This window comes from Sphingobacterium olei, assembly GCF_005048855.1.
In the GTDB taxonomy this organism is placed as follows: domain Bacteria; phylum Bacteroidota; class Bacteroidia; order Sphingobacteriales; family Sphingobacteriaceae; genus Sphingobacterium; species Sphingobacterium olei.
Genome location: NZ_SUME01000004.1, coordinates 249741 through 274680 on the forward strand (window position 1 = coordinate 249741; position 24940 = coordinate 274680).

Consider the following 24940-nt stretch of genomic DNA (forward strand, 5'->3'; position numbering starts at 1 on the left):
GGGTCGCCCATTTTTACTAAACCTTGTATTTTATGCGTTTTAATATTTTTGCTGTAGCAGTTTATTTCTTATCCTTTTCGATTGGTCTTAGTCAGACAAAGGAAATTCAATATTTGTCGGGTACCGACAATGAAAATACCGTTACCTGGGATTTTTGGGTCAATGGTGGCCGGAAGGCAGGCAAATGGTCTACGATAGAAGTACCTAGTCATTGGGAACAACAAGGTTTCGGCGCGTATAACTACGGACGGGATTATGTGACCTATGGTAAGAATTTTAAATTCAACGACGAGAAAGGTATCTATAGACACACCTTCTCGGTGCCAAAAGAATGGCAAGGTAAAAAGATATCCATCGTTTTCGAAGGCGCTATGACCGATACCGAAGTGAAGATAAATGGTAAACTTGCCGGAGATATGCATCAAGGTTCTTTTTACCGCTTTAAGTATGATATCAGCGATAAGGTATTTTACGGCAAGGACAATCAGATTGAAGTTCTCGTGTCCAAAATGTCTGCCGACAATTCGGTTAATAATGCGGAGCGTTTGGCAGATTATTGGATCTTGGGAGGAATCTATCGTCCTGTTTATCTAGAAGCAACTCCACAAAGTCATATTGCCTGGACAGCGATTGACGCAAAAGCCGACGGAACGTTCCAAGCAAATGTTTATCTGGAGAATGTCGGCAGAAATGCTGAGATCTCTGTCGAGATCAAAGACCGAAACAATAAGATAATAGGGTCTTCTACTGTCAAAGTAGGAGAGAAGGATACATTTAAAAATATTGCTGTTAAAACCCAAGAGCCTCTATTATGGACGGCGGAAACCCCTAATCTTTACTATGCTCATTTTACGTTGAAGTCTAATAAGAAAGAGGTGTATGAAACAAAAGAACGTTTCGGCTTTCGTACAATAGAAGTACGTCAGGGGGATGGGATATATGTAAACGGTACGAAGGTTAAGATGAAAGGGGTTAACAGGCATGTGTGGTGGCCGGAGACGGGACGAAGTGTCAACGCACGTCTGGATTTGATAGATGTCAAGTTGATTAAGGAAATGAATATGAATGCGGTTCGCTGTTCTCACTATCCGCCAGATAAGTCCTTCTTGGATATTTGTGATTCTTTAGGGCTGTACGTATTGAATGAACTCGCCGGATGGCAAAAAGCCTACGCAACGCCCGTGGGTAAAAAATTGGTAAGGGAGATGGTAATTCGGGATGCTAACCATCCTTCGATTTTTATGTGGAGTAACGGAAATGAGGGAGGACACAACAAAGAATTGGTCGATGAGTACCGTAAATACGATCTATCTGATCGCGTCGTTATGCATGCGCATCATAGACCGGGAAATGCGATCAATGGCATCGATGGCAATCATTATGAAGATTATTATTCAACGCAAAAGATATTGGAAGGCCCAAATATCTATATGACCACCGAATTTCTGCACGCGCAGGATGATGGCGGCGCAGCGGCTGGCTTGGCCGACATTTGGGAGCTGCATTGGCAAGCCAAACTAGGTGGCGGTGGTTTTATCTGGGATTTTGCGGATGAAGGCATAGTACGAACGGATTTCAACGGTATTATTGATGTCAACAAGGTTAATGCTCCGGATGGTATCGTAGGGCCACATCGCGAAAAGGAGGGAAGCTTCTATGCGATTCGTGAAATTTTCTCGCCTGTACATATCAAGATGAAATCGTTACCTGCAGATTTTACGGGTACGTTACAGGTGGAAAATCGCTACCATCACACCAATCTTTCAGACTGCTCTTTCGAATACCAATTGATTGATTATAAGAAACCATATGATAGTGAGTCTGGTTTTACTGTGAAGCATGCCGCTGCGGTTACGGCTGGAGATATAAAACCCCATGAAAAAGGTATATTAAACTTGAGCTTACCCGCGGACTGGAAAAATTATGACGCACTGTATTTCAAAGCTGTAGATCCACATGGCGAGGAGATCTATGCATGGACATGGCGTATTAAATCCAATGTCGCCATTACGCAATCTATATTGGCCGTAAAAACGTCTACTGCTGTCGAACTCCAAGAAGATTCTGCAGCGTATGTATTAAAAGCAAATGGCATCAGTGTTTCTATTGATAAGCAAACGGGCTTACTTTCTGACCTAGCCAATGAATACAGTATGAAATTAGCTTTCAATAATGGACCGATACTCGTGAGTGGCGATGCAATTTTTAAGGATGTCAAGACCTACCAAGAGGGGGGGAATCAAGTCGTGGAATGTGACTTTGAAGGTAATTTGGATTATCTGAGATGGACTATGCATCCTGATGGTTGGTTGAAGCTGGACTATAAATACAACCTGAACGGTGATTATGCATTTGCCGGGGTGAGTTTTAATTATCCTGAAAATTATATTATTGGTGCTAAATGGTTAGGTAATGGTCCGTACCGTGTATGGAAAAACAGATTACAGGGTGTGACTTTAAATACCTGGGAAAGTATGTACAATGATGCTAAGGCGGGTATTGGCCCGTGGGTATTCCCGGAATTCAAAGGATATTTTTCTGATGTCTCCTGGATGGAGTTTAACACCACCCAAGGAAAATTCTTAGTAGCCACGGATCAGCCGGATATGTATGTACGGTTGTTTGAGTTTTATGGTATCTCAGGTCCTAAAAATTATCCGGATTTGCCGACTGGAGATGTGTCGTTCCTGGATGCCATACCGGCAGTAGGTACGAAGCTAGCCATGGGAATTAATAACCGTCCGGGGGTAAATGGACCTAGTGGCGAGACTAATAAAATTCATACACCAATAGAACGGACACTCTATTTTTACTTTGGAATTCCAAAAGCTGAGAAAGAGAATAATCAATTCGAAATGCCAAAAGAGAATATCTTAACGGATTAACGTTATGAAATAGCTTGTTTATTTAAGAATGCCTTTATTGCAATGTGTCGTCATCCCGATTGGACAATCCGTCATTGGTACTTTAGCGGAATTAGAAATGCTGCCCCGCATCGCTAACTTCAAAGCCTAAAACCAGTGATAACAAATTTTTTACAATAGTCGAAAAGCCGACTACAATAGCCTGCATTGTAATAAAGCCTCCTCTATCTATTTTTTAACCATAAAATTTCTTTAGAGCAGGACGCCACAGGTTGCTCCTGCCGGATATAGTTGATAGTTTTATTGATAAGTCAAAAAAATTATAAATCAGAAGTTATCAACCAAAAATCAGTGGCTATCATTTTTAGAGAGCGGTGAGACCGATAACGTTAGATGTTAAAGTATATGAAACCGAGATCAAGATAATATTGTCATATCGAGTTCTCGTCCACCGATTAACGAAAAATAAATAGATGAAAAGTAAAATCCTAATAGTTGTAATGGCCGTAGTTGCCATCTGTTTAGTTCAGGAATTAAAAGCACAAGATCGTTTTCCAGATGGAACAATGGTGTCCGACTGGTTTCGTCAGGACAGTTCCACCGACATTAATAGTTTAGGAAAATCCTATCGAATTACCGATTTTGGCGTCGTGAACGACAGTACGGTCCTCCAGACTAAGAAAATACAGTCGGTCATCGATCAAGCACATCAAGCAGGTGGTGGCGTGATCGTTATCCCAAAGGGAATCTATTTAAGTGGTTCATTGTTCTTTAAACCGATGACGCACCTGCATTTGGAAGAAGGCGCGGTACTGAAAGGAAGCGATGATATCAGTAATTTTGACTTACTGACTACACGTATGGAAGGACAAACGCTGAAATATTTTGCAGCATTGGTTAATGCCGATGCGGTAGATGGTTTTACGGTTTCGGGCAAGGGTACCTTGAATGGAAACGGACTGCGGTATTGGAAAGCTTTCTGGTTGCGTCGGGCATTTAATCCAAAATGTACCAACATGGACGAAATGCGCCCACGGGTATTGTATGTGTCCAATAGCAAGGATGTCCGTATTTCGGGTATAAAAATGATGAATTCACCTTTTTGGACTTCCCACTTCTATAGATGTGAAAATTTAAAACTGGTGGATCTACATATTTCTGCTCCTGAAAAGCCAGTCAAAGCACCAAGCTCCGATGCAGTGGATCTTGATGCCTGCCATAATGTACATATCAAAAATTGCTACATGTCTGTCAACGATGATGCAATTGCTTTAAAGGGGGGCAAAGGTCCAACAGCAGACAAAGATGAAAATAATGGTCCCAATTACAATATCATTATTGAAGACTGCTCCTTTGGATTCTGTCACAGTACACTAACTTGTGGTAGTGAGTCGATTCACAGCTATAATATTATATTCAGACGTAACACCGTAGATAAGGCAAAAAAAGTGTTGCAGTTAAAGATGCGTCCGGATACCCCTCAGCTGTATGAAAATATTTTGGTGGAAGATATCACCGGTAATGCGGCAAGTTTTCTTCACATCAAACCATGGACGCAGTTCTTTGACCTGAAAGGTGAAACAGGGATTAAATTATCGTATGCAAAAAATATAACGATGCGCAACATCAAATTGGATTGTGAGATCGTATTTGATGTGAATAACTCGGATCAATATGTCCTATCGGATTTTACGTTTGAAAATATGGCGATCACAGCTAGTAAAAAGCCGGAAATCCATCAGGAATATATTTCCAATTTCAAGCTCAAAAATGTAACGGTAAATGGCAAAAAGCTTAAATAACTTGCAAGCCTTATAATTTAACGGATTATGAACAGTAAATTAATTACCTTGTTCCTCCTATTTATATTGATAAATGGAGTGTACGCCCAACGTAAGATGGAATTTCTTAATAGAGGGGTGGTCGCGGTAAAAACATCCGAAAAATCGGCTTTCATCAGTTGGCGGTTATTAGGTAATGAAGAGCCGCATACGAGTTTTAACATCTATCGTCAATATGGCAATGCTCCACACGTGAAGCTAAATAAAGCTCCGTTGGACAAAGGGACAAATTTTGTCGACGAACAGGTGGACTTTGCGAAAGAAGTGTCGTATTATGTCGCTAAGATCAGTGGTGCAACTGAAGATCATAAATCACGTTTTGTAATCAATCCCAGAGATCCTGTGCAACAGTACCTTGAATTAAAGTTAAAAACACCGCAGAGGTATACGCCGGGCGATGTCTCCGTAGGGGATTTGGATGGAGATGGCGAATATGAGATCATTGTCCACCAAACAGGAAGAGGTGCCGACAACTCGCAGAATGGATTGACATCCGAACCTATTTTACAGGCTTACAAATTGGACGGTACTTTTTTATGGGAGATTAATCTCGGTAGAAATATCCGTGAAGGGGCACATTATACGCAATTCATGGTATACGACCTCGATAATGACGGTCGCGCCGAGGTAGTGTGTAAGACGGCTGATGGTACCAAGGATGGGAAAGGTAATTATATTGGTGATCCGCTTGCGGATTGGCGTGACACCGTCCCTTCGTCAAGGACATTTGGCCGTATACTACAGGGACCAGAATACCTGACTGTATTTGACGGTCTTAGCGGAGAAGAAATTCATACGGTGATATACGAACCCGGCCGTGGCGATGATTTGCGTGCTTGGGGTGGCTTAGCGACAGGAGAGTCGACAGATAATAATGGAAATAGGGCCGATCGCTTTTTGGCTTGTGTAGCTTATTTAGATGGTGAGAACCCGAGTGTAGTGATGACCCGAGGATACTATGCGAGGTCGGTGTTGGTAGCGTGGGATTTTAAAGATAAAAAATTCGTGAAACGTTGGATGTTTGATTCTGAAGATAGCAAAAATCCGTTTTCAGGACAGGGTAACCACGGTTTGGCTGTCGCAGATGTCGACGGAGATGGTAAAGATGAGATTATTTTCGGGTCAATGTGTATTGACGATGATGGAACTGGATTATATTCTACTGGATTGGGGCATGGTGATGCTTTACACGTAACGGATCTTGATTTGGATAACCCAGGTCTAGAAGTATTTGGTATTCATGAACGTAAAAAAATTGGTGCTGCGTTATTTGATGCAAAAAGTGGCAAGATTCTTTTCAAAGGGGGGATCGATGAAGATATCGGTCGCGGAGCGGCTGCGAATATCGATCCCGAAACTAAAGGGGCTTATATGTGGTGGTCAGGATCTAAACAGGTCTATAATACGGCGGGAAAAGCAGTAGGGCCAGCCCCGAGAACCGCTAATTTTTTGATCTGGTGGGACGCTGATCTCAGTAGGGAATTGCTGAATAGCAACTATATTGAAAAGTACAAGCAAGGTAGAATTTTTACGGCTGAAGGTGCCGGTTCAATCAATGGAACTAAAAGTACGCCTAATCTAAGTGCAGATATATTTGGTGACTGGCGGGAGGAGTTGATCCTTCGCGCGGACGATAACCAATCCCTACGCATCTATACAACTACAATTCCGACAAACCATAGACTGTACACCTTGATGCATGATCCGCAGTACCGGTTAAGTATTGCTTGGCAGAATGTAGGGTACAATCAGCCACCACACACGGGATTTTATCTAGGGACGGGTATGAACGAGCAAACACGCCCAGATATCCGCATAGTCGGGGCGAATCGAATAGCGGATAAAAAGGTGCCAAAGCCTCTCTTCAGGGATACCATTTATGACGGAGCAGCGGATCCAGTTGTAGTTTGGAATAAAGCGGAAGGTAAATGGTTTATGTTCTATACCAATAGACGCGCTAAGGCTACGGAATTGCCGGGAGTAAGTTGGGTGCACGGAACGGCTATAGGGATCGCAGAATCGCTAGATGGTGTCACCTGGAAGTATAGAGGTGTGGCGGCTATGCAGGCGCCACACCTTATAGAAACGCAATGGGCACCCGATATTGTTGAGGATAATGGCACATACCATATGTACCTGACCGTAGTACCTGGTATCTTTACGGATTGGAAACATCCGCGGAACATTCAACACTTCACGAGTAAAGATTTGTTAAATTGGCAATATGTTTCTACGTTGGCATTGGCCAACGAAAAGGTAATAGACGCCTGTGTGTTCAAGCTCCCTTCAGGGGGCTGGCGTATGTGGTACAACAATGAGATGGACGGAAAATCGGTATATTACGCAGATAGTAAAGATCTGTATCATTGGGTGGATAAGGGGAAGGCATTGGCTACACGTGGTGAAGGGCCTAAGGTATTTGAATGGCAGGATGCTTATTGGATGGTGGTGGACACCTGGAAGGGGTTAGCAATTTTTCAAACTGCTGATCTACTGAACTGGAAAAAGCAAGATGAGCTAATTCTGGAGAGTCCGGGTAAAGGGGTGGACGATCAAGTGGTTGGAGGTCATCCCGATGTGCTTATACACGAAGGTCGTGCTTTTATCTACTATTTTACACACCCTGGGAAAACATCTGAAAATGCAGGGAAAGATGGATTTGAACAAAGGAGAAGTAGCATTCAAGTGGCAGAGTTGTTTCTGGAAAACGGGAAAATTACCTGTTATAGGGATCAAGCACTGTTCATGAGTTTAAATAAGTAAAAACCAGAATGGGACAATAGGAAACAGATATTAGGAGCTAAGGTGAATTAAATTATTTATAGATGAAAAAAGATACGATAAAATGGGTAGCGGTAATGTTGAGTGTAATACTGCTCTCATTTGAACTACAGCATAAACCGACTATCTACCTCATTGGAGATTCAACAGTACGCAATAGTAATGATCAATATTGGGGTTGGGGTACACTATTGTCAAATTTTCTGGATACAACTGAAATTAGTGTCGCTAATCATGCTATGGCGGGAAGGAGTACCCGTACTTTTGTTAAGGAAGGACGGTGGACGAGGTTAGATTCCCTATTTAAACCTGGAGATTATCTGTTGATCCAATTCGGGCATAACGAAGGGAGTAAGCCGGATACCTCACGTCAGGGATATAGGGGTGTATTGCGAGGGATTGGTCAAGATTCTGTTGTATTGGATTGGGGCGAAGCAAAAACGGAGGTAGTTAGAAGTTATGGGGAAAACCTGCGGCGATTTATTATTCAAGCAAAGTCTAAAGGTGTACAGCCCGTGGTCTTATCCATGATTCCACGGAATCAATGGGATGCTGATGGAAACGTGAAACGGGCAGATCAGGATTTTGGACTTTGGGCGAGGCAGATCGCCGAAGAGCAAGAGGTACCTTTTGTCGATTTAAATCGTATTACAGCCGACAAATACCAACAAATGGGGCCCGATGAAGTGAAATCCAAGTATTTTCCAGGAGATCATACACATACCAATAAAGCTGGTGCTGAACTGAATGCAGCGTCTGTAGTAGAGGGGTTAAAGGCGCTAAACCATCCCATTACCAACTATTTAAACTAAATATGATGACATTAAAGAATATAATATGCGTTGTTGGATTGTTGTGTATTACAATCCTTAGTTTTTCGTTCATTGCCAATTACAAAAAGCCGACACTTTTTGTAATTGGTGATTCGACGGTAAAAAATGGTCAAGGCAACGGATCAAACGGCCAATGGGGATGGGCAAGTTTTATAGCCGATTACTTTGATCTGGATAAAATTTCTGTGGAAAATCGAGCTTTAGGAGGCACCAGTACCCGTACCTATTACAACAATCCTAAGCTTTGGCAAAAAGTATTGGATGAGATTAAGCCCGGTGATTTCGTCATGATGCAATTTGGTCACAATGACTCCAGTCCGATTGTGGATACGTTACGTGCAAGAGGAACGATAAAAGGTAATGGGGATGAATATCAAGAAGTGTATAATCCGCTCCTTCAACAGCGGGAGATGGTATACAGTTATGGATTCTATTTACGTCGCTTTGTTAAAAACGTACAGGATAAAGGTGCTACGGCTGTTATCTGCTCACCGATACCCCGTAATGCCTGGGAAGGAGAGAAGGTGCGCCGTTCAGACTATGCATTGTGGGCACAAGAAGCTGCAACGCAATCTAATGCGCTGTTTATTCCGCTTCACGATAAAGTTATTGAAGTGTATGAACGAATTGGTCAAGCAGAGGTAGCGGGTAACTATTTTGGGGACAAAGATGGTACGCATACGATTAAAGCAGGTGCAGAGCTCAATGCCAAGTTGGTGGCGGAATATCTTTCGGCTCAGTCAAAATTGGAATTACGAAAATATTTAAAATAGAATATGGATTTCCTCAGTCAGTCAATGAAGCTATCAGATTTTAAAGACAAATTATACACAGATGAAAAAGTTACTTGCATATGTATTGTTCGTACTATTGGGTGGGAATACCGTTTTTAGTCAGGTACAGACCCGACCTAATTTTGTATTAATCCTTGTCGATGATATGGGCTATTCGGATTTGGGATGTTTTGGTTCAGAAATCAATACGCCCAATTTGGATACTATGGCCAAGGACGGAGTTAAGATGACTAATTTCTATAATGCTTCTCGCTGTTGTCCCTCGCGTGCCTCTTTATTGACAGGGGTGTATCCCCATCAAGCAGGTGTGGGTGATATGATGAATACTCGGCCCTATCCGGCATATCAAGGGTATCTGAATCGCCAAACGGTTACATTAGCAGAGGTTCTACAGCAAGTCGGATATGGCACGTACATGTCGGGCAAATGGCATGTCGGACAGGCAAAGGAAAATTGGCCTTTGCAACGTGGCTTTGAGCGCTATTATGGATTAATAGATGGGGCCAATAGTTATTTCGAGAATAGATCCTATAGACCCAAACAAAAATTGACAATAGCATTGGATAACGAGGAAATTGTACCTCCAGCAACATATTATTCGACTGATGCCTATACCGATTATGCTTTGGAATTTATAAACCAACACGTGGAGAAGCGAAATAACGACCCTTTTTTTATGTATATCGCCTATCAGGCTCCCCACTGGCCGTTACATGCATTACCGGAAGATATTGCGAAATATAAGGGCAAATATATGGAAGGATGGGAATCTTTACGCCAGAAACGATTCGATAAACAAATGGAATTAGAATTGTTTCCCACTGGTACAACCTTGCCGAAAATCGATGAAAATATACGAAAGTGGGCGGATTGCTCTTGGGAAGAAAAAGTGAAATGGGATGAACAAATGGCAGTTTATGCGGCAATGGTGGATAGGGTCGACCAGAATGTGGGCAAGATCAAAAAACGACTCCAGGAAATAGGCGAGTTAGAGAATACCATTTTTATATTTCTATCCGATAATGGAGCAAGTAGTGAAAAGATCGCCAATGCAGGTTTTACGCCTGAAATTTTAGCTGCCAATGACTTTCCGGCGAGCCATCCACAATCGTTTACGGCATATGGCTTGGAAGGTGCGTTAGTTAGTAATACACCTTTTCGAAAATATAAACATTGGGAGTTTGAAGGAGGCAATGCGACATCATTTATTGCATATGGCCCGCAGTTTATTCAAAAAGGAATGCGCATAGAAAGCCCTGCACACTTGGTAGATATCATGCCGACAATCATTGAATATGCCCGCGCAACATATCCTAAAACTTACAAGGGCAATTCGATCCAGACGATGGAAGGAATTTCTCTGGTTTCTTCGTGGACAGCTAATGAAAAAGCGAAAGAACGTGCGATTTGCTTTGAGCACGAAGGCAACAAAGCCGTTCGGAAAGGAAAATGGAAAATAGTAGCGGAGTACCCGCAAAATGAATGGTTTTTGTATGATCTATCGTCTGATAGAGCGGAGCAAACAGATCTGAAAAGTAAGCATCCCACGGTTCTTAAAGAGATGGTAGGTATCTACGACAAATGGGCAGAGCGTGTCGGTGTTATCCCATATGAACAATTGGATACCAAAAGAACAAATGAACGATATAAATAAATAAATTGAAGGATTAGGTGATTAACCCTTCAATTTATTTCTGTGTATCCACCCAGCCGAATACTTTTTGCAGTACACCGGTATTGCGGGATCCTCCTATATTTTGTCTGATTTTTAGTTCTTCTTCTGCAACTTTTACAAACAATCCGTCTATCGCTTTTTGAGTTACGTAAGCATTTAAATCTGTGGTTACTTTATTGGAAGTAAGGGGCAGATTGTTATAAGCTGATGTTAACTGGGTCCAATAGGTACTTACATTATTTTTGCCCAATGCAGATTCAACAATAGGACTAAATTTTGAAGCCAGTGTAGCAGAAGTCGTTCTTTTGAAAAAAGTTGTTGCAGCATCTTGTTGTGCACCGAGTAAAATACTAAATGCATCGGTTACCGTCATTTGGGATAGCGAATTGACAAATACAGGGGCTGCCTCTTTTACTGCCGACTCGGCAGCGCGATTCAAACTTGTCACAAAGTTATCGACCAATGATCCCATTCCTATAGAACGCAACGTTTTCTCTACTTGCTGTGCTTCTGCGGGCATCAAGATTTTTACGGCTGCATTTCCCAAAAAACCATCTTTGATGGATAACGCGTTGATACTATTATTCAATCCGTTACCCAATGCTTGTTTGATACCTGTAACCGCTTCGGTCTGGGTAACAGAGCCTGTTGTCGAGGGAGAAGTAGTTCCTACAGTAGTATTTGGCGTATTGCTTGCAATTTGGCTCATGGTTTCACAACCCAAAAATAAAGGAAAGGAGACTACGCCTATGGCAAGTAATTGAGCGGTTTTTCTATTCATGACTTTCTGTTTGTTACAAACATACCAATACTAATGCATTTTTCAGATTTTTTACCCAAATAATAGAATAGAATTACTTCCGAACGCATAATTACTATTGCCACACCAATCGTGTTGCAACCGGGAAATGGTCTGAAGGGTATTTACCCATGTAGGTATCCGTTAAGATGCCGTATTTCTCTACTTTAAAATGAGGAGTAATAAAAATATGATCTATCCTACCGGTAGGTTTTATACTTTTCCCCCAATTATTAAAGGTAGAATTAGGGGTATAGACGATTTTAGATTTAGTGAGTACATCCTCTACCACTCCACCGTTTGCAAGGGTAAAATAGGCCTCGTTTGTTTCATCTACATTAAAATCTCCAGTAAGGATAAGCGGGAGTTCCGTCGCAAATTCTGTGGCTTTGCGGAGTATCAACTTTGCACTTTCTTTTCTCGCCTGTACGCCCACGTGATCGAAATGGGTATTCATTAGTATAAAAGACTTGTTGTTTTTTCTATCTCTAAAAACACCCCAGGTACAGATTCTGGGAAGTGCGGCATCCCATCCTTTATTGGGTTTTTCCGTATCCGTATCCGAGAGCCAAAAAGTTCCACTTTTAAGCACCTCAAAACGATTTTTATTATAGAAGATTGCGGAATGTTCTCCCAGTTCAGCACCATCATCGCGTCCCACACCCACATAGTCGAAGTTGGGAAGCAATTGTTTCATATCGTTAACCTGATCTTTAAAGCCCTCTTGTATGCCGAAGATGTCAAATTCATGATAAGTAATCAGATTGCAAACAGCCTCTTTTCGATCCTGCCACAGGTTGCCGATATCTCCATCCGTTTTCAAGCGGATATTGAAGGTAGCCACGTTAATCTCTTGTGCAGACACATATAATATAAAAAGGAAAAAGAAGGGTATCAAAGATAATGGTTTCATCGCTGTATAGATTTTGTCTTATTTTTTTATTAAAGTATGCAGATGCTCGGGCTCATCTGTCGTGATATAATCAATTCCGCTGTCTATAAAATAGTTCATATCCTCTTCCTTGTTCACTGTCCATACGTTCGTTTTCAGACCTAAGTTTTTTGCAGCAGTAATCCAATCGGTATTTTTTTTGAAAACGGAAAGATGGTAGTCGATTCCCGTTAGGTTCGCGTCTTTTATTTGTTGAGGGCTTTTATCACCATTTAAATAATGTATAGGAATGTTTTTGTCCAAAGCTCTGAAATGCAGACAGGCATCATAACTAAAAGCGATAAATTCAGTTAGGGACTCCGCTCGAAGTTTTTTTACGAGATCGAAAGCGATTTCTACCGATTTAAGCGTGCGATCTAAACCTAAGCGATTGGTCTTCAACTCAAATATCATCTTTGTGTTACTTTGCTTGATACCTTCTTGCAGATATGCTTCTGCCGTAGCTATTTGTTCGCCGTTGGGATGCTGCTTTGCTAATAACTCTTGATATGTAGAAGTAGCAATGTCTATTCCCTGAAAATCATTGTCATGATTGACAACCAATACATCATCTTTTGTAAGGTGGACATCAAATTCAGCTCCCCAGACTTCCTGTGCAATCGCGTCGCGGAGTGCAGCGATAGAATTTTGGGGAGATTTTGTGTTTTTCCAAGCACCTCGATGTGCTATGATTTGAGTTTCTTGCGCCTGTACTAAAACCGATAAACAGAGCATAATTCCTAAAATACTTAATTTGTTCATACTTAACATATATTCTTGAATATTTGTATAGGACGCCTTAGAATGAAAGCACCCCTATTGTTCATAGTAATGCCTAAGTTACTTATCTTAATATTAAGAGAATATTACATTTTATTTTTCTCCATTCCACTCTCCGTAAAATTGCTCAAGAAACTGTTCCATAAATTGATGACGGGTCGCTGCGATTTGCTTGGCGGCGTCTGTATTCATTTTATCTTTCAGCAACAAGAGTTTTTCGTAAAAATGATTTATGGTAGGAGCAGTGGTGTTTTTATACGCTTGCTTACTTTGGTTTTCGATAAAAGGGATATTTGGATTATAGATCTCTCTATTTTTGTACCCGCCATAGTTGAATGCTCGAGCTATACCGATCGCGCCAATGGCATCCAGTCGGTCGGCATCTTGTACAATCTCCAATTCCTTGCTGTGAAAGTTGATCGCACCTAACGAAGCCTTAAAAGACATGTTTAAAATAATCTGTTGCACATGTTGAATAATTGAAGGATCGACGCCTATAGATGTTAAAAAGTCACCAGCTATACGCGGACCGATGGTTTCATCCCCATTGTGAAATTTGCTATCAGCGATATCGTGCAATAGCGCAGTAAGTTCACATACCAGCGCATCTGCCTCTTCTGTTTGTAGAATCAACTTTGTATTATTCCATACACGTTGAATGTGCCACCAGTCATGCCCTGATTCAGCATCTTTTAGTCGATCTTGGACAAAACAAGCTGTTTTGTCGATGAATTCCTGATACTGCATAGATTAATTATCTTTTGAACCGTCGTACAATTCGTATTGCAATAACCGACAATCTAATTTTCCGTTAAAGAATTCAAATCTTCGGGATGCTTTCAATCCGATCTTTTTCGCTAATTCTGGATTCCCAGTAAATACATATCCCCGATATCCTTTACATTCCTGCTTTAAGAAATCCCCGATTCGCTTATAGGTAACTTCTAGTTTGGAATGGGTGCCCAGACGTTCGCCGTATTCAGGGTTGAACATGATCACGCCGGGTTCTTGTGGAACTGTAGTGTCTGCAAAATCGCAGATTTCAAATGTGATTAAGTGTTCTACCCCCGCGGTACGGGCGTTCATCTTCGCAATTTCAATCGCCTGATCGGAAATATCTGAAGCAACAATCTGAGGTAAAATAGTCTTATCGGCAATGTCTTTTATTTGTCTTCGTTCTTCAAAAAATACTTCTTCATCATATCCGATAAAATGCATGAAGGAGTAATTCATACGCTGCAAGCCGGGCATTCGTTTTTGTGCTAATAAAGCCGCCTCAATAGCGAGGGTTCCTGATCCACACATTGGGTTTATAAATGGAGATTTGCCATCCCATTTTGTCGCCATGATAGTGGAGGTTGCCAACGCCTCAAGCATGGGAGCTTTACCGGGATGCTTCCGGTAACCATGTTTTGCCAGTGTCTCGCCCGAAGTGTCTAGGAATATTTCTGCACGTTCTTCCATCCAATGCAGGTGGATCACACATTTATGGTAATCAGGTCCCGAATCTGGACGCACTCCTTTTTTATCTTTGATACGATCGACAATCGCATCTTTTACCTTTACATTCGCAAATAAGGGTGTGGTAATGGTCTCATTATGTACCGTAGAGGTGACCGAAAAATAACCATCGAAGGGTATAATGTCTTCCCATGCAATCTTTACCAAATTGTCATAAAGTTCTTTTGGATCATTCGCCCTAAACGATTTTAATTCATATAATACCTGACTTGCCGTTCTTAGGTTGAGGTTCAATTTGATACAGTCATTTACAGAAAGGAATAATTCTACGCCTGTATTAAATGCACGTTTGATTTCGAAGCCTAAACTTTTGACTTCTTCTTGTAAGTAAGGCGAAAGCCTTTTATTACACGTTATGATAACTTTACTCGGGGTGTTGAAAACTTCTGTCATATTTCTACAAAGTTAACTAATCTAAAACGCAAAAAATGTGTAATTTTATCGTTTAATATTTTTGATTATGGAAATTAGAGGAAAAGTGCACGAAATCGGTGCGATACAACAAGTTACAGAATCTTTTAAAAAGAGAGATTTAATCGTTGCTTACGCAGAGAATCCACAGTTTGTAGAATATATTCGCTTTGAATCAACACAAGATAGGGTGAACATCTTTGACAATTTAGCTATTGGAGACGAAATTGAAGTTTCTTTCAATCTTCGCGGCCGTCCGTGGACAAATAAAGATGGAGTAACAACTTACTTCAACTCATTAGTCGCTTGGCGTGTGACAAAATTGGCTAATACGGGTGCTGCAGCTTCAGCACCAGGATTCGCTGAAATGCCTGCTCCAGTAGATATTACATCTTCGGGTTCAGATGACGATGATTTGCCTTTCTAATTAAGGTGTTATTCTGATCTCGAAAGAATACTATAATATTTCATTAAACAGCTGTCTATCTAGGTAGACAGCTGTTTTAATAACTAGCCGTCTGTCGTTTGTCGGTTTACGATCCCGGATTTTCTCTCTTCTGTCGGATCAAACAAAATTAAGAAAAACCCTCCTTAAACTAAGACACATATCCATTCACCGAATAAAAACGATATGTTGCCTAATTTTTGCGATGTATTAATAAAAAAATAATTAAATTGCAGAATGGGTTGGGCAACTAAAAAGAACAAAACGTGGGAACTGAGGCATCTGATGTGGACATTTACATCTATTATCCTATTTTTCCCCTTACCCGTTCATATTCACCCCTTTGTCATGATGTCCCAAGCGTCTAAAAGTAAAGTACGCTCTTGGTATATAATGGCCTGGGCTTTATTAATGGTTGAGGTGGCGCTCTTCGGATCTTTTTTGCTTTTTTGGGGAGCCATGTCTCAGGGGATGTTGCTAACTTTGGGCGGTTCGGTAGTTTCTTATATTTTAGGGAATGGTCTATTATTAAATCAGGCGAAACCTTATCTGAAAAGATTGGAACTCGGTGAAGTCAGACCGCTTACCTGGATCGGAAGTGTAGAAAAGCAGCAACGCCTTGAATTGGCACAGGCGAGTATGGAAACCCCACAATCTTTTGTGACTAAAATGCTGCATTACCGCAAGGAAATTAATAATACAAATATTCATCAGCATATTGATAAAATAATACGTCTTTTCCATTTATTGGAACAAAGAGATATAATGGAAGCGGAAAAATTTTTGGTGCGTCATGGTACAGTGATTAATGTGCTCCGTCAATATGATGAACTTGAAAACACGCGGTTACATAATCAAGTGACTATTGATTCGAAAGTTAAATTGGAAAGCGTATTGGCTCAAGCTGCTATGGCTATCGAACAAGATGTCACAAACATTATAAAATCAAGCTTGCTGGATGTATCTGCTGAATCGGATGTCTATATCCAAACATTAAAAAACAGAAACCTATTAAAAGAATAAGAAACTTAAAACTATGGCTACAATAGATTTAACGACATACGATGATAATGCCGATAAAAACAATGAAATTCAAGTTAATTTTACGGACGAAGAAAAGGCACTTATCAAGCAGTATAAAGATAAGATCAACCTGAATTCAACGACTGATATTATCCAATTCGGCGTATCGAGTCAAACGAAGGTGAGTAATTTTTCAAACGAGATACTGAAACAGGTTAGGACAAAAGATATGGGTGGAGCGGAGGATATCCTATTGAATCTTCGTTCAGATATTAAGTCTTTTGATGAAAATTTGAAAAAGAAACCGTTGATCCCATTCTTTGATAACATGAAGAAAAAAATCCAACGTATGCGTACGGAGTATGCTTCGGTGGAGAAAAATATCCATCAGATTGAATTGAAATTGGAGGGGCATTACAAAACCTTATTAAAAGATGTCAATATCTTTGACAAGCTGTTTGTAGAGAATCAGAATTATTTTAAAGAATTGTCATTACATATTGCGGCGGGAGAAGAGAAATTGCAAGACGTACATACCAATGTATTGCCCCAGATGAAACAGGAAGCTGAAGAGACAGGTGATCAGCATAAGGTTCAGGCTTATAAGGATATGGAGCAACATGTGGTACGTTTCGAACGGAAGATACATGATCTGAAACTGACGCGGATGGTAGTATTACAGACTGCACCACAGATTCGTATGATCCAAAGTAACAGTAGTTCGTTAATGGAGAAAGTGCAATCGAGTATAGTGAATACACTTCCCCTATGGAAAAATCAAATGGTATTGACGTTAGGAATCGCACATTCACAGCGCGCATTAGAAGCACAGAAGGCGGTGACGGATGCGACAAACGAACTGCTGCGTAAGAATTCAGAAATGCTGAAGGAGTCTACAGTAAATATTGCGCGTGAAACGGAACGTGGTATTGTCGATATCGAAACAATTAAAAAGGCGAACTCCGATATTATTCAGACGATCGAGCAAGTATTACAGATCCAACGTGAAGGTCGTGAAAAAAGGAAAGTAGTAGAACAGGAATTGTTACAGGCAGAGACGGAATTAAAACAAAATATTCTTAAATCTTCGGATGATACAAAATTAGTAAACTAGAAAAAGCAGCTTAACGCTGCTTTTTCTAGTTTACTATTACATTTCCCACCTTTTTTTAGGAATGCAGATGAGTTCTGCGACTTTACGCAATACGATTGGTCGCAAATCAAACTTGTTTTCCAATACAACAGAATCTGCAGAATGGTGAACAATTTTAAATCGTGGTAGGTATTGGCCTTGTTTATAACATCCTGAAATTTTTTGCTTCCAGTTTTCTTTGGTATAAATACCTTCTACAATCATACTGTCCCCTCGGACGACATAAACAGCTTTAGCGTATTCTGTCCATTTTCCATTCTTGTAACAGCTATCTGGTATGGTTTTCGTTTTGGCGTGTACATGCATAGTAGTGTATACGGAATCACAGGAAAAGGTAAATTCGTGCAATGTATAGTTGAGCATCTGATCTTGATGAGGAATACTATCCTGCACCCATGTACCGTGTAGATAAGAAGTTCCTTCTGTTTGCATTTCAGAATGACGTTGGCAACCTACTATACTAAAAAGCATACCTACTATAGAAAGTAGGTATGTTTTAAAAACAAGATATTTCTTTAGGTATTTGTCCACTAAACTATTTTAAGGTGCCTACCATTTCTTCAGGTTTTACCCATTCATCAAACTCTTCGGCGGTAACATATCCCAAAGAAATTGCAGTTTCTTTCAGTGTACTGTTGTTTTTATGTGCGGTTTGAGCGATTTCGGCAGCCTTATAATATCCAATTTTTGTGTTTAATGCGGTTACCAACATCAATGAATTATCCACTAGTTCTTTGATGCGTGTATAATTCGGTTCGATACCTTGTGCACAATGTTCATCAAACGAAATGCATGCATCGCCAATTAAACGAGCCGATTGTAAAAAATTTGCCGCCATTAAAGGCTTGAATACATTAAGTTCATAATGCCCTTGGGTACCGCCAATAGTGATCGCAACATCATTTCCCATTACTTGTGCCGCTACCATTGTAAGTGCTTCACATTGTGTTGGATTTACTTTACCGGGCATAATAGAAGAGCCGGGTTCATTTTCGGGGATTAAAATTTCACCGATACCCGAACGAGGTCCCGAAGCCAACATACGAATGTCATTCGCAATTTTATTTAAGGAAACAGCCAACTGTTTCAGGGCTCCATGAGATTCCACTATTGCATCATGTGCCGCCAATGCTTCAAATTTGTTTTCAGCGGTGACGAATGGATGTCCCGTGAATTCAGCAATATATTTAGCGACCACGACGTCATAACCATCAGGTGTGTTTAAGCCTGTTCCGACTGCAGTTCCTCCTAAAGCTAATTCGGACAAATGTGCTAACGTGTTTTTAACAGCTTTTAAACCATAATTTAATTGTGCGACATAACCAGACAGTTCTTGACCTAAGGTCAAAGGAGTAGCGTCCATCAAGTGGGTACGGCCAATCTTTACGACGTTCATGAACTCTTCTGATTTACGTTTCAAGGTGTCCCGTAATTTTTCAACTCCAGGAATCGTCACCTCAACTACAGCTTTGTAAGCCGCGATGTGCATGCCTGTAGGATAAGTGTCATTTGAGGATTGCGATTTGTTTACGTCATCATTTGCTTTTAACACAGCTTCTCCTTCGCCTATTTTACTACCAGCTAATACCTGGGCGCGGTTTGCAACGACTTCATTGACATTCATATTAGACTGTGTGCCTGAGCCTGTTTGCCAAATTACGAGAGGGAATTGATCGTCTAACTTTCCGGCTAATATTTCATCACAAACGACAGCAATAGCATCACGTTTTTCGACAGGTAATACACCCAACTCGTGATTAGCATACGCGGCGGCTTTTTTTAAGTATGCAAAACCTTCTATGATTTCTTTGGGCATAGAGGCCGAAGGACCAATTTTAAAGTTGTTACGTGAACGTTCAGTTTGTGCTCCCCAATATTTGTCTGCGGGCACTTGAACTTCGCCCATTGTGTCTTTTTCTATTCTGAATGACATATGTGTTAAGTAAAAAGTTAAAAGTCAAAAATAAAAATGCTAGGCAAAGTTACTGAATTCAAAATACAAACGTAAAGATTAATGAATTATGTGCCCAGCCGCCTAGAGAGATGTTCGTTGACATGGTGGTACAGCTGTTTGGGTTTCAACGTGCGCCAGGGCATTTGATCAAATGCCCCTCCAAAGTTTATATAGTAGTCAATATTATGTGTTCTAAATTCTTCAATCACGTGCGCTCGAAAGTTGAGTCCGGCGATCCACCCATCTTCGATATCCTGAAACCATTCTTCGTAGTATGAATCGTCCGAAGCATGAAAATTGAGTACATTTTCTCCGATGAGTATAAATTTGGTGATACCTTCACCTATCATAAGGTCTATTACTTCCCGTTTGAGGGTCATAATATCATTGTAAATGGTATCATTCCATTCGCCGATTAATTCAATCACTGTATATTCGCGATCGTAATCCACGTAAATGACTTTTAAATAAAGGGTTTGTGATCCAAAATGATCCCATTGCGGGTGCAATAAAAAGTTGTAAATCTGCTTGTCGTATTCAAATTCATTATGAATCGTTCCATAAAATGGTGAACGCTCGTCTTCAGATGAAGTATAATCATGACGCCAATTGTAATATGGTTCTATTTCGTGCACGTATCGTTTTTCGATTAAGTTTCTACTATTCCAAACTATATAATTCGCTAAAATAATTTGGAACTCATTTTGTAGGATAAAGTTAATTATTCTTGCTGAAGAAATTAAAATAACTAATTACTTTTGCAGTCTCATTTGTTTACATGCAAAAAGGTACTAAACGTAATATTTTCGTGGCAGCTACGTATGCTGCTGCATTATTGCTTGGGCTTATCTTGGGGCAAAATTATGCCGATCAGCAAGGTAAGAATCCCAGTAGTTCTTTAGTACCTATTGGTTTTTCGGACAATTCGTATAAAATCCAACAGGTTTTGGATCTGCTTTCCAATAGCTATGTCGATAGTCTAAATCTAGATTCCCTTCAGGATGGAGCCATCAATCACATCGTGTCGCATTTGGATCCTTATTCTAGTTATCTTTTGCCTAACGAGTCTCAAGCCCAAAGTGAAGCTTTGGAAGGTACATTTGAAGGGATTGGCCTAGAATATTTTAATCTAAATGATACCTTGTTGATTGTTGGACTCATAACCAATGGGCCTTCCGAAAAAGCTGGATTGAAGGTTGGTGATCGTATTATTACCATAGATTCTACACAGGTTTCGGGTAGGAATATCGCGCAAAAAGTGGTTGATAGGTTGATACGTGGGAAAAAGGGCTCTGGTGTAAAACTCTATGTAATTCGCGATAGTGCATTAATGCCCGCTCCTTATAAAGTTATAAGGGATCAAGTCAGTGTGAGTTCAATTGATGTAGCCTATCTCATCAAGCCGGCTGTGGGTTACATTAAAGTGCGTAGATTTGGATTAAAGACAGCGGAGGATTTTAAACAGGCTATAACGGAGTTAAAGAAGCAAGGTGCTCAAAGTCTTATTCTCGATCTGCGTGACAATGGTGGTGGATACTTTCACGTTGCCATTCGATTGGCGAGTGAATTCTTTGATGAGCAGAAAGTATTAGTATATACTAAGGGGGCTCATGAAGATAAGAGAGAGTATTTTTCCGACGGGAATGGGGGTTACGCAAAAGGTAAATTGGTTGTTCTCATAAATGAATATACTGCATCAGCATCCGAGATCGTAGCCGGTGCTGTACAAGATTGGGATCGAGGAACAATTGTCGGAAGACGATCTTACGGAAAGGGTATTGTTCAGGAACAATTTGATTTTTCAGATGGATCACGGGTTAATTTGAGTATTTCAAGATATTATACGCCCTTAGGCAGAAGTATTCAAAAAAAATATACAGCCAATTGGTCAAGTATGATCGATTATTCGAGTATGTATAATGGACTGTGGGTGTTGGATACTACTTTTGCGCACGCACAAACCTATAGAACGTTGGCAGGCAGAGAACTATTTAGTGGCGGGGGGATCAACCCAGATGTCGAAATTTCTATCGACTCGAATGCCGTCAGTGTATTGTACCAACAGATTGCACGATCAAGCTACTTGGAACAATTTGTTTATGAGCGTTTTACAAAAAAGTTGCCCGCCTATTCTATTGAAAATTTCTTGCAGGGATATCACTTGCCTCAACAAGAATACATTGCTTTTTTAGCCTATTTAAAGGATAGAAATATTGTAATAGACGATCGAAAAGGGAGAGATTTATTGGAACTTATCCAATCGGATATCGAAGCTATAGTCGGGAAATATTATTTCGGAAGAGAAGCATATTTCAAGGTCAAGAATAGGTATGACGATTACGTCGAGCAGGCCATTCATATATTGACTGCTACTGATCCGGCTATAGATTAACATCTGCCCAAATAGGGTAATGGTCTGAAAACCGTTCCTTCACAATGCCATAATTATCAATTTTGAACTTTTTGCCACACAAAATATAGTCTATTTGAAATATGGGAAGCATGGCATAATGCGTGACACCCCATCCGAAACCTTTTTCCTGAAAGGCATTGTTCATGTTTTTACCTACTATATTTACACTATAGGACATTGGCGTGTCATTAAAGTCTCCCATTACTATACTGGGATAGGGTGACGTCTCAATATGCGCTCGAAGGGATTTTGCTTGCTCACTTCTGTGGGTGAATGCCTGCTTTAACTTTCTTCCTACACGCTTTGTTGTTTCTTCGTTTTTAACTTTTTGACCCGTCGGTTTTTGGATAAATTCTTTATCCTCATCCTGTAAGGCAAAGGAGCGTAAATGTACATTGTAAACTCGCAGGGTATCAATTTCGCGACGTATATCGACAAAGATAATACGGTTGATACCGTACTCGTTTTGGAGTATGGTGCCATGATTTATAATGGGATACTTGGAAAAAATGGCTTGGCCATATCCCTCATGATCGTTTTGTGATGCCGGTTCGAAATAGTATCCTTCGAAATTGCCTTCTTCTTTTAATGTTTTTGAGAATTGTGTCTTTCCTTTTATTTTGCTGTAAAATTCTTGGAAACATACGATATCCGGGTTTACGGTATTTACCAGCTCGATAGCCTCTGTTTTAAATGTTTCTTTATTGTTGTGTGTTGTTTGAAACAAGTGGACATTGAAGCTCATGACGCGGAGATTACTGTCGGCCTTGAGAATGATCTTGTCGTTTTTGTTCTTGAAATTGATATGTTTGCTCATCAAATTCCATCCGATCAATATAGGGAGTAAGCTCAATAGCATATAACGTTGTTTCCGTATAAACCAGTAAATGACAAAGCCTAGATTAATGAGTAGAATGGGGAGATAACCTAAGCCAAAGAAGGCTATTGGCCAAAAAGACTGCGGATCGATATAAGCTGCGGAATAACTCAATAGCAAGGCTAATACTGCTAATAAATTAGCGGTAAATATTGACTTGCTAAAAAAGCCAAGTTTTTGACGAAAAACTCTTCCTTTCGACATTATTGATCTTGCTTACTTGCTTTGAATAATATTTCTTTTTCGCGAGAAGTCAGACTTTCGTAGCCACTCATTGAAATTTTGTCTAATATTTGGTCGATAGTCTCTTGGTTCGGTATTTCTGAATGTTGTTTCTTCTGCGAAAGTGTATTTGTGTTTTCGTTCTTATAGATAACCTTTAAGTTGCGTCGTGTCAGATTTTTATGAAAAAACCTGCTCCAATCATGACCTTTTTTTAATTCGTAAATAAACGCTAAACCGAATAAAATCATACCCAGATACGCGATCGCAGCTGTTCGGTCCGAGATGGCATGAATTCCAAGCTGCAGGCCAAGATAAATGATAGCAATGGTGCGGAGCCGTATATTGCCGATAATAAAAACCCGTATTTCGTATGTGGGCAATAGCAGTGCTGTAGCACTGATGAGAGCCGCCAGTCCGAGTGTATTGGTGTTTAATTGGCTTGGGGAATTGCCTGCTAGAAAAGGGATATTACCAAACAATAAATAGGAGATACCACCCAGCAATAATCCTGAGATGAAAACATATAAAAATTGTCTTCTATTCAGAAAGGTTAAAAATATGTTTCCAAACCAATACAACCACAGGCAATCGAAAAGTATGTTGAACAACCCCTGGTAAATAAAAGGGTGTGTAATTAATGTCCACGGCTGCGATAAAAACTCAGCAAATGATACCGGAAGGCTGAGTTTAGAAACGACAACATCATATAAATTGCTCGAAACGATGTCCGAAAAACTGAGTAGATCGACAACATGGGTCAAGACAAATAATATAACTTGAATTGTAATGATATATGGAATAGGAGAAGAGGTGGTATAGGTGTCTCTCCAAAAGGATTTTAAGACATTCTCTTTCATCTTTTTAATTTTTTTATGCACGATTAATAATAACCCCTTTTTATTCCCCAGATTTTGATTAGCAGAAAGCCAAACAGCGCGCCACCCACGTGCGCAAGGTGCGCAATGGAAGATCCTGATTGGGAGAACCCTAAATATATTTCAATCAAAATTAGCCCGGGTACAAAATATTTTGCTTTAATCGGTACTGGAATAAAGAGTAATTGTAATTCTAAATTAGGAAAAAGCACAGCAAAAGCGAGCAATAAACCATAGATAGCACCCGAAGCTCCGACCATTGGTATGCTATAAATTGAGGCCAGTGTATTGAAATCTGATTGAGGGAGATGGTTTAACGTTGAATCAGGTATATATCCGGAAAAGTCACCTCCGCTATAATAGATCATTTGATCTTTGCCAAACGGAGATCCTAGTATTTCCGTTACTTCCCAAGCCTGTACACCGTATTGCAATACCAATGCCCCCAAGCCACAAATAATATAATAATTTAGGAATCGTTTGGGACCAAACACCCGTTCAAGAATAGATCCAAACATCACCAAAGCAAACATATTAAAAAAGATGTGACCAATACCGCCATGCATAAACATATAGGTGATAATCTGCCAAATTTGAAAAGAGGGTGAGTCTGGGTAATAAACACCAAATAATTTATTCGCTGGTGTGAAAATCATTGATCCCACGAAACAGATAATATTTATAATAAGCAGGTTTTTTACAACCGGTGTTAAATTTGAAAATAGGTTATTCATATATAAATTAT

At 40.2% G+C, this 24940-nt stretch carries 21 protein-coding genes; 10 read left to right on the top strand and 11 right to left on the bottom strand.

Annotated features, from left to right (window positions below; genetic code table 11):
- The first annotated feature begins 32 nt into the window (after nt 1-32).
- The 6 genes from FAZ15_RS11080 (at nt 33) to FAZ15_RS11105 (ending at nt 10767) form a co-directional block, all read left to right on the top strand.
- Nucleotides 33-2885 (top strand): glycoside hydrolase family 2 protein, encoded by a 2853-nt coding sequence (locus tag FAZ15_RS11080; RefSeq protein WP_136901382.1) that lies wholly within the window; start codon nt 33-35, stop codon nt 2883-2885.
- Nucleotides 2886-3337: 452 nt separating this feature from the next.
- Entirely contained in the window at nt 3338-4666 is a 1329-nt protein-coding gene (locus tag FAZ15_RS11085; protein ID WP_136901383.1) for a rhamnogalacturonidase, read from the top strand.
- 27 nt (nt 4667-4693) lie between these two features.
- Complete coding sequence (locus FAZ15_RS11090) at nt 4694-7468, top strand: rhamnogalacturonan lyase family protein (protein ID WP_162304925.1); 2775 nt, start codon at nt 4694-4696, stop codon at nt 7466-7468.
- A 62-nt stretch (nt 7469-7530) separates the two neighbouring features.
- On the top strand, nt 7531-8298 hold the full coding sequence (locus FAZ15_RS11095; RefSeq protein ID WP_136901384.1) for a rhamnogalacturonan acetylesterase: 768 nt from the start codon (nt 7531-7533) through the stop codon (nt 8296-8298).
- 2 nt (nt 8299-8300) lie between these two features.
- Nucleotides 8301-9092: a rhamnogalacturonan acetylesterase gene (locus tag FAZ15_RS11100; RefSeq protein WP_136901385.1), complete on the top strand. Its 792-nt coding sequence runs from the start codon at nt 8301-8303 to the stop codon at nt 9090-9092.
- A 61-nt stretch (nt 9093-9153) separates the two neighbouring features.
- Nucleotides 9154-10767, top strand: coding sequence for an arylsulfatase (locus tag FAZ15_RS11105; RefSeq protein WP_136901386.1), 1614 nt, complete (start codon nt 9154-9156; stop codon nt 10765-10767).
- A gap of 34 nt (nt 10768-10801) precedes the next feature.
- Here the strand turns inward: FAZ15_RS11105 and FAZ15_RS11110 are convergent, their stop codons facing one another.
- The 5 genes from FAZ15_RS11110 to FAZ15_RS11130 all read right to left on the bottom strand — a co-directional run bounded on the left by FAZ15_RS11110 (nt 10802) and on the right by FAZ15_RS11130 (nt 15212).
- Nucleotides 10802-11569, bottom strand: a complete 768-nt coding sequence (locus FAZ15_RS11110; RefSeq protein ID WP_136901387.1) for a DUF4197 domain-containing protein — start codon at nt 11567-11569, stop codon at nt 10802-10804.
- Nucleotides 11570-11663: 94 nt separating this feature from the next.
- Complete coding sequence (locus FAZ15_RS11115; RefSeq protein WP_136901388.1) at nt 11664-12500, bottom strand: endonuclease/exonuclease/phosphatase family protein; 837 nt, start codon at nt 12498-12500, stop codon at nt 11664-11666.
- A gap of 18 nt (nt 12501-12518) precedes the next feature.
- Complete coding sequence (locus FAZ15_RS11120; protein WP_136901389.1) at nt 12519-13280, bottom strand: glycerophosphodiester phosphodiesterase family protein; 762 nt, start codon at nt 13278-13280, stop codon at nt 12519-12521.
- A 111-nt stretch (nt 13281-13391) separates the two neighbouring features.
- Nucleotides 13392-14045, bottom strand: a complete 654-nt coding sequence (locus FAZ15_RS11125; protein WP_136901390.1) for an HD domain-containing protein — start codon at nt 14043-14045, stop codon at nt 13392-13394.
- A 3-nt stretch (nt 14046-14048) separates the two neighbouring features.
- Nucleotides 14049-15212, bottom strand: a complete 1164-nt coding sequence (locus FAZ15_RS11130) for a THUMP domain-containing class I SAM-dependent RNA methyltransferase (protein WP_136901391.1) — start codon at nt 15210-15212, stop codon at nt 14049-14051.
- A gap of 67 nt (nt 15213-15279) precedes the next feature.
- On the opposite strand from FAZ15_RS11130, the gene FAZ15_RS11135 reads away from it, so the two are divergent.
- The 3 genes from FAZ15_RS11135 (at nt 15280) to FAZ15_RS11145 (ending at nt 17812) form a co-directional block, all read left to right on the top strand.
- On the top strand, nt 15280-15657 hold the full coding sequence (locus FAZ15_RS11135; RefSeq protein ID WP_136901392.1) for a DUF3127 domain-containing protein: 378 nt from the start codon (nt 15280-15282) through the stop codon (nt 15655-15657).
- Between the two features lie 255 nt (nt 15658-15912).
- A complete protein-coding gene (locus FAZ15_RS11140; RefSeq protein WP_136901393.1) occupies nt 15913-16698 on the top strand; it encodes a hypothetical protein in 786 nt (261 codons plus the stop codon).
- A gap of 13 nt (nt 16699-16711) precedes the next feature.
- Complete coding sequence (locus FAZ15_RS11145) at nt 16712-17812, top strand: toxic anion resistance protein (protein ID WP_136901394.1); 1101 nt, start codon at nt 16712-16714, stop codon at nt 17810-17812.
- A gap of 36 nt (nt 17813-17848) precedes the next feature.
- Here FAZ15_RS11145 and FAZ15_RS11150 read toward each other — a convergent pair whose 3' ends face one another.
- From FAZ15_RS11150 to FAZ15_RS11160, 3 genes are all read right to left on the bottom strand, one after another.
- Nucleotides 17849-18382, bottom strand: a complete 534-nt coding sequence (locus FAZ15_RS11150) for a fumarate hydratase (protein ID WP_136901395.1) — start codon at nt 18380-18382, stop codon at nt 17849-17851.
- A 4-nt stretch (nt 18383-18386) separates the two neighbouring features.
- On the bottom strand, nt 18387-19784 hold the full coding sequence (gene fumC, locus FAZ15_RS11155; protein ID WP_136901396.1) for a class II fumarate hydratase: 1398 nt from the start codon (nt 19782-19784) through the stop codon (nt 18387-18389).
- Nucleotides 19785-19870: 86 nt separating this feature from the next.
- Nucleotides 19871-20440, bottom strand: coding sequence for a hypothetical protein (locus tag FAZ15_RS11160; protein ID WP_136901397.1), 570 nt, complete (start codon nt 20438-20440; stop codon nt 19871-19873).
- 143 nt (nt 20441-20583) lie between these two features.
- Here FAZ15_RS11160 and FAZ15_RS11165 point away from each other — a divergent pair, with 143 nt between their 5' ends.
- A complete protein-coding gene (locus FAZ15_RS11165; protein WP_136901398.1) occupies nt 20584-22197 on the top strand; it encodes a S41 family peptidase in 1614 nt (537 codons plus the stop codon).
- Here FAZ15_RS11165 and FAZ15_RS11170 read toward each other — a convergent pair.
- The 3 genes from FAZ15_RS11170 to FAZ15_RS11180 are packed head-to-tail and all read right to left on the bottom strand — an operon-like array spanning nt 22187 to nt 24929.
- Entirely contained in the window at nt 22187-23299 is a 1113-nt protein-coding gene (locus FAZ15_RS11170; protein WP_136901399.1) for an endonuclease/exonuclease/phosphatase family protein, read from the bottom strand. The genes FAZ15_RS11165 and FAZ15_RS11170 overlap by 11 nt on opposite strands.
- Entirely contained in the window at nt 23299-24177 is an 879-nt protein-coding gene (locus tag FAZ15_RS11175; protein ID WP_136901400.1) for a rhomboid family intramembrane serine protease, read from the bottom strand. The genes FAZ15_RS11170 and FAZ15_RS11175 overlap by 1 nt, the downstream gene beginning before the upstream one ends.
- Before the next feature lie 23 nt (nt 24178-24200).
- Nucleotides 24201-24929 carry a rhomboid family intramembrane serine protease gene (locus FAZ15_RS11180; protein ID WP_136901401.1) on the bottom strand — a complete coding sequence of 243 codons (729 nt, stop codon included), beginning with the start codon at nt 24927-24929 and terminating at the stop codon, nt 24201-24203.
- Between the last annotated feature and the right edge of the window lie 11 nt (nt 24930-24940).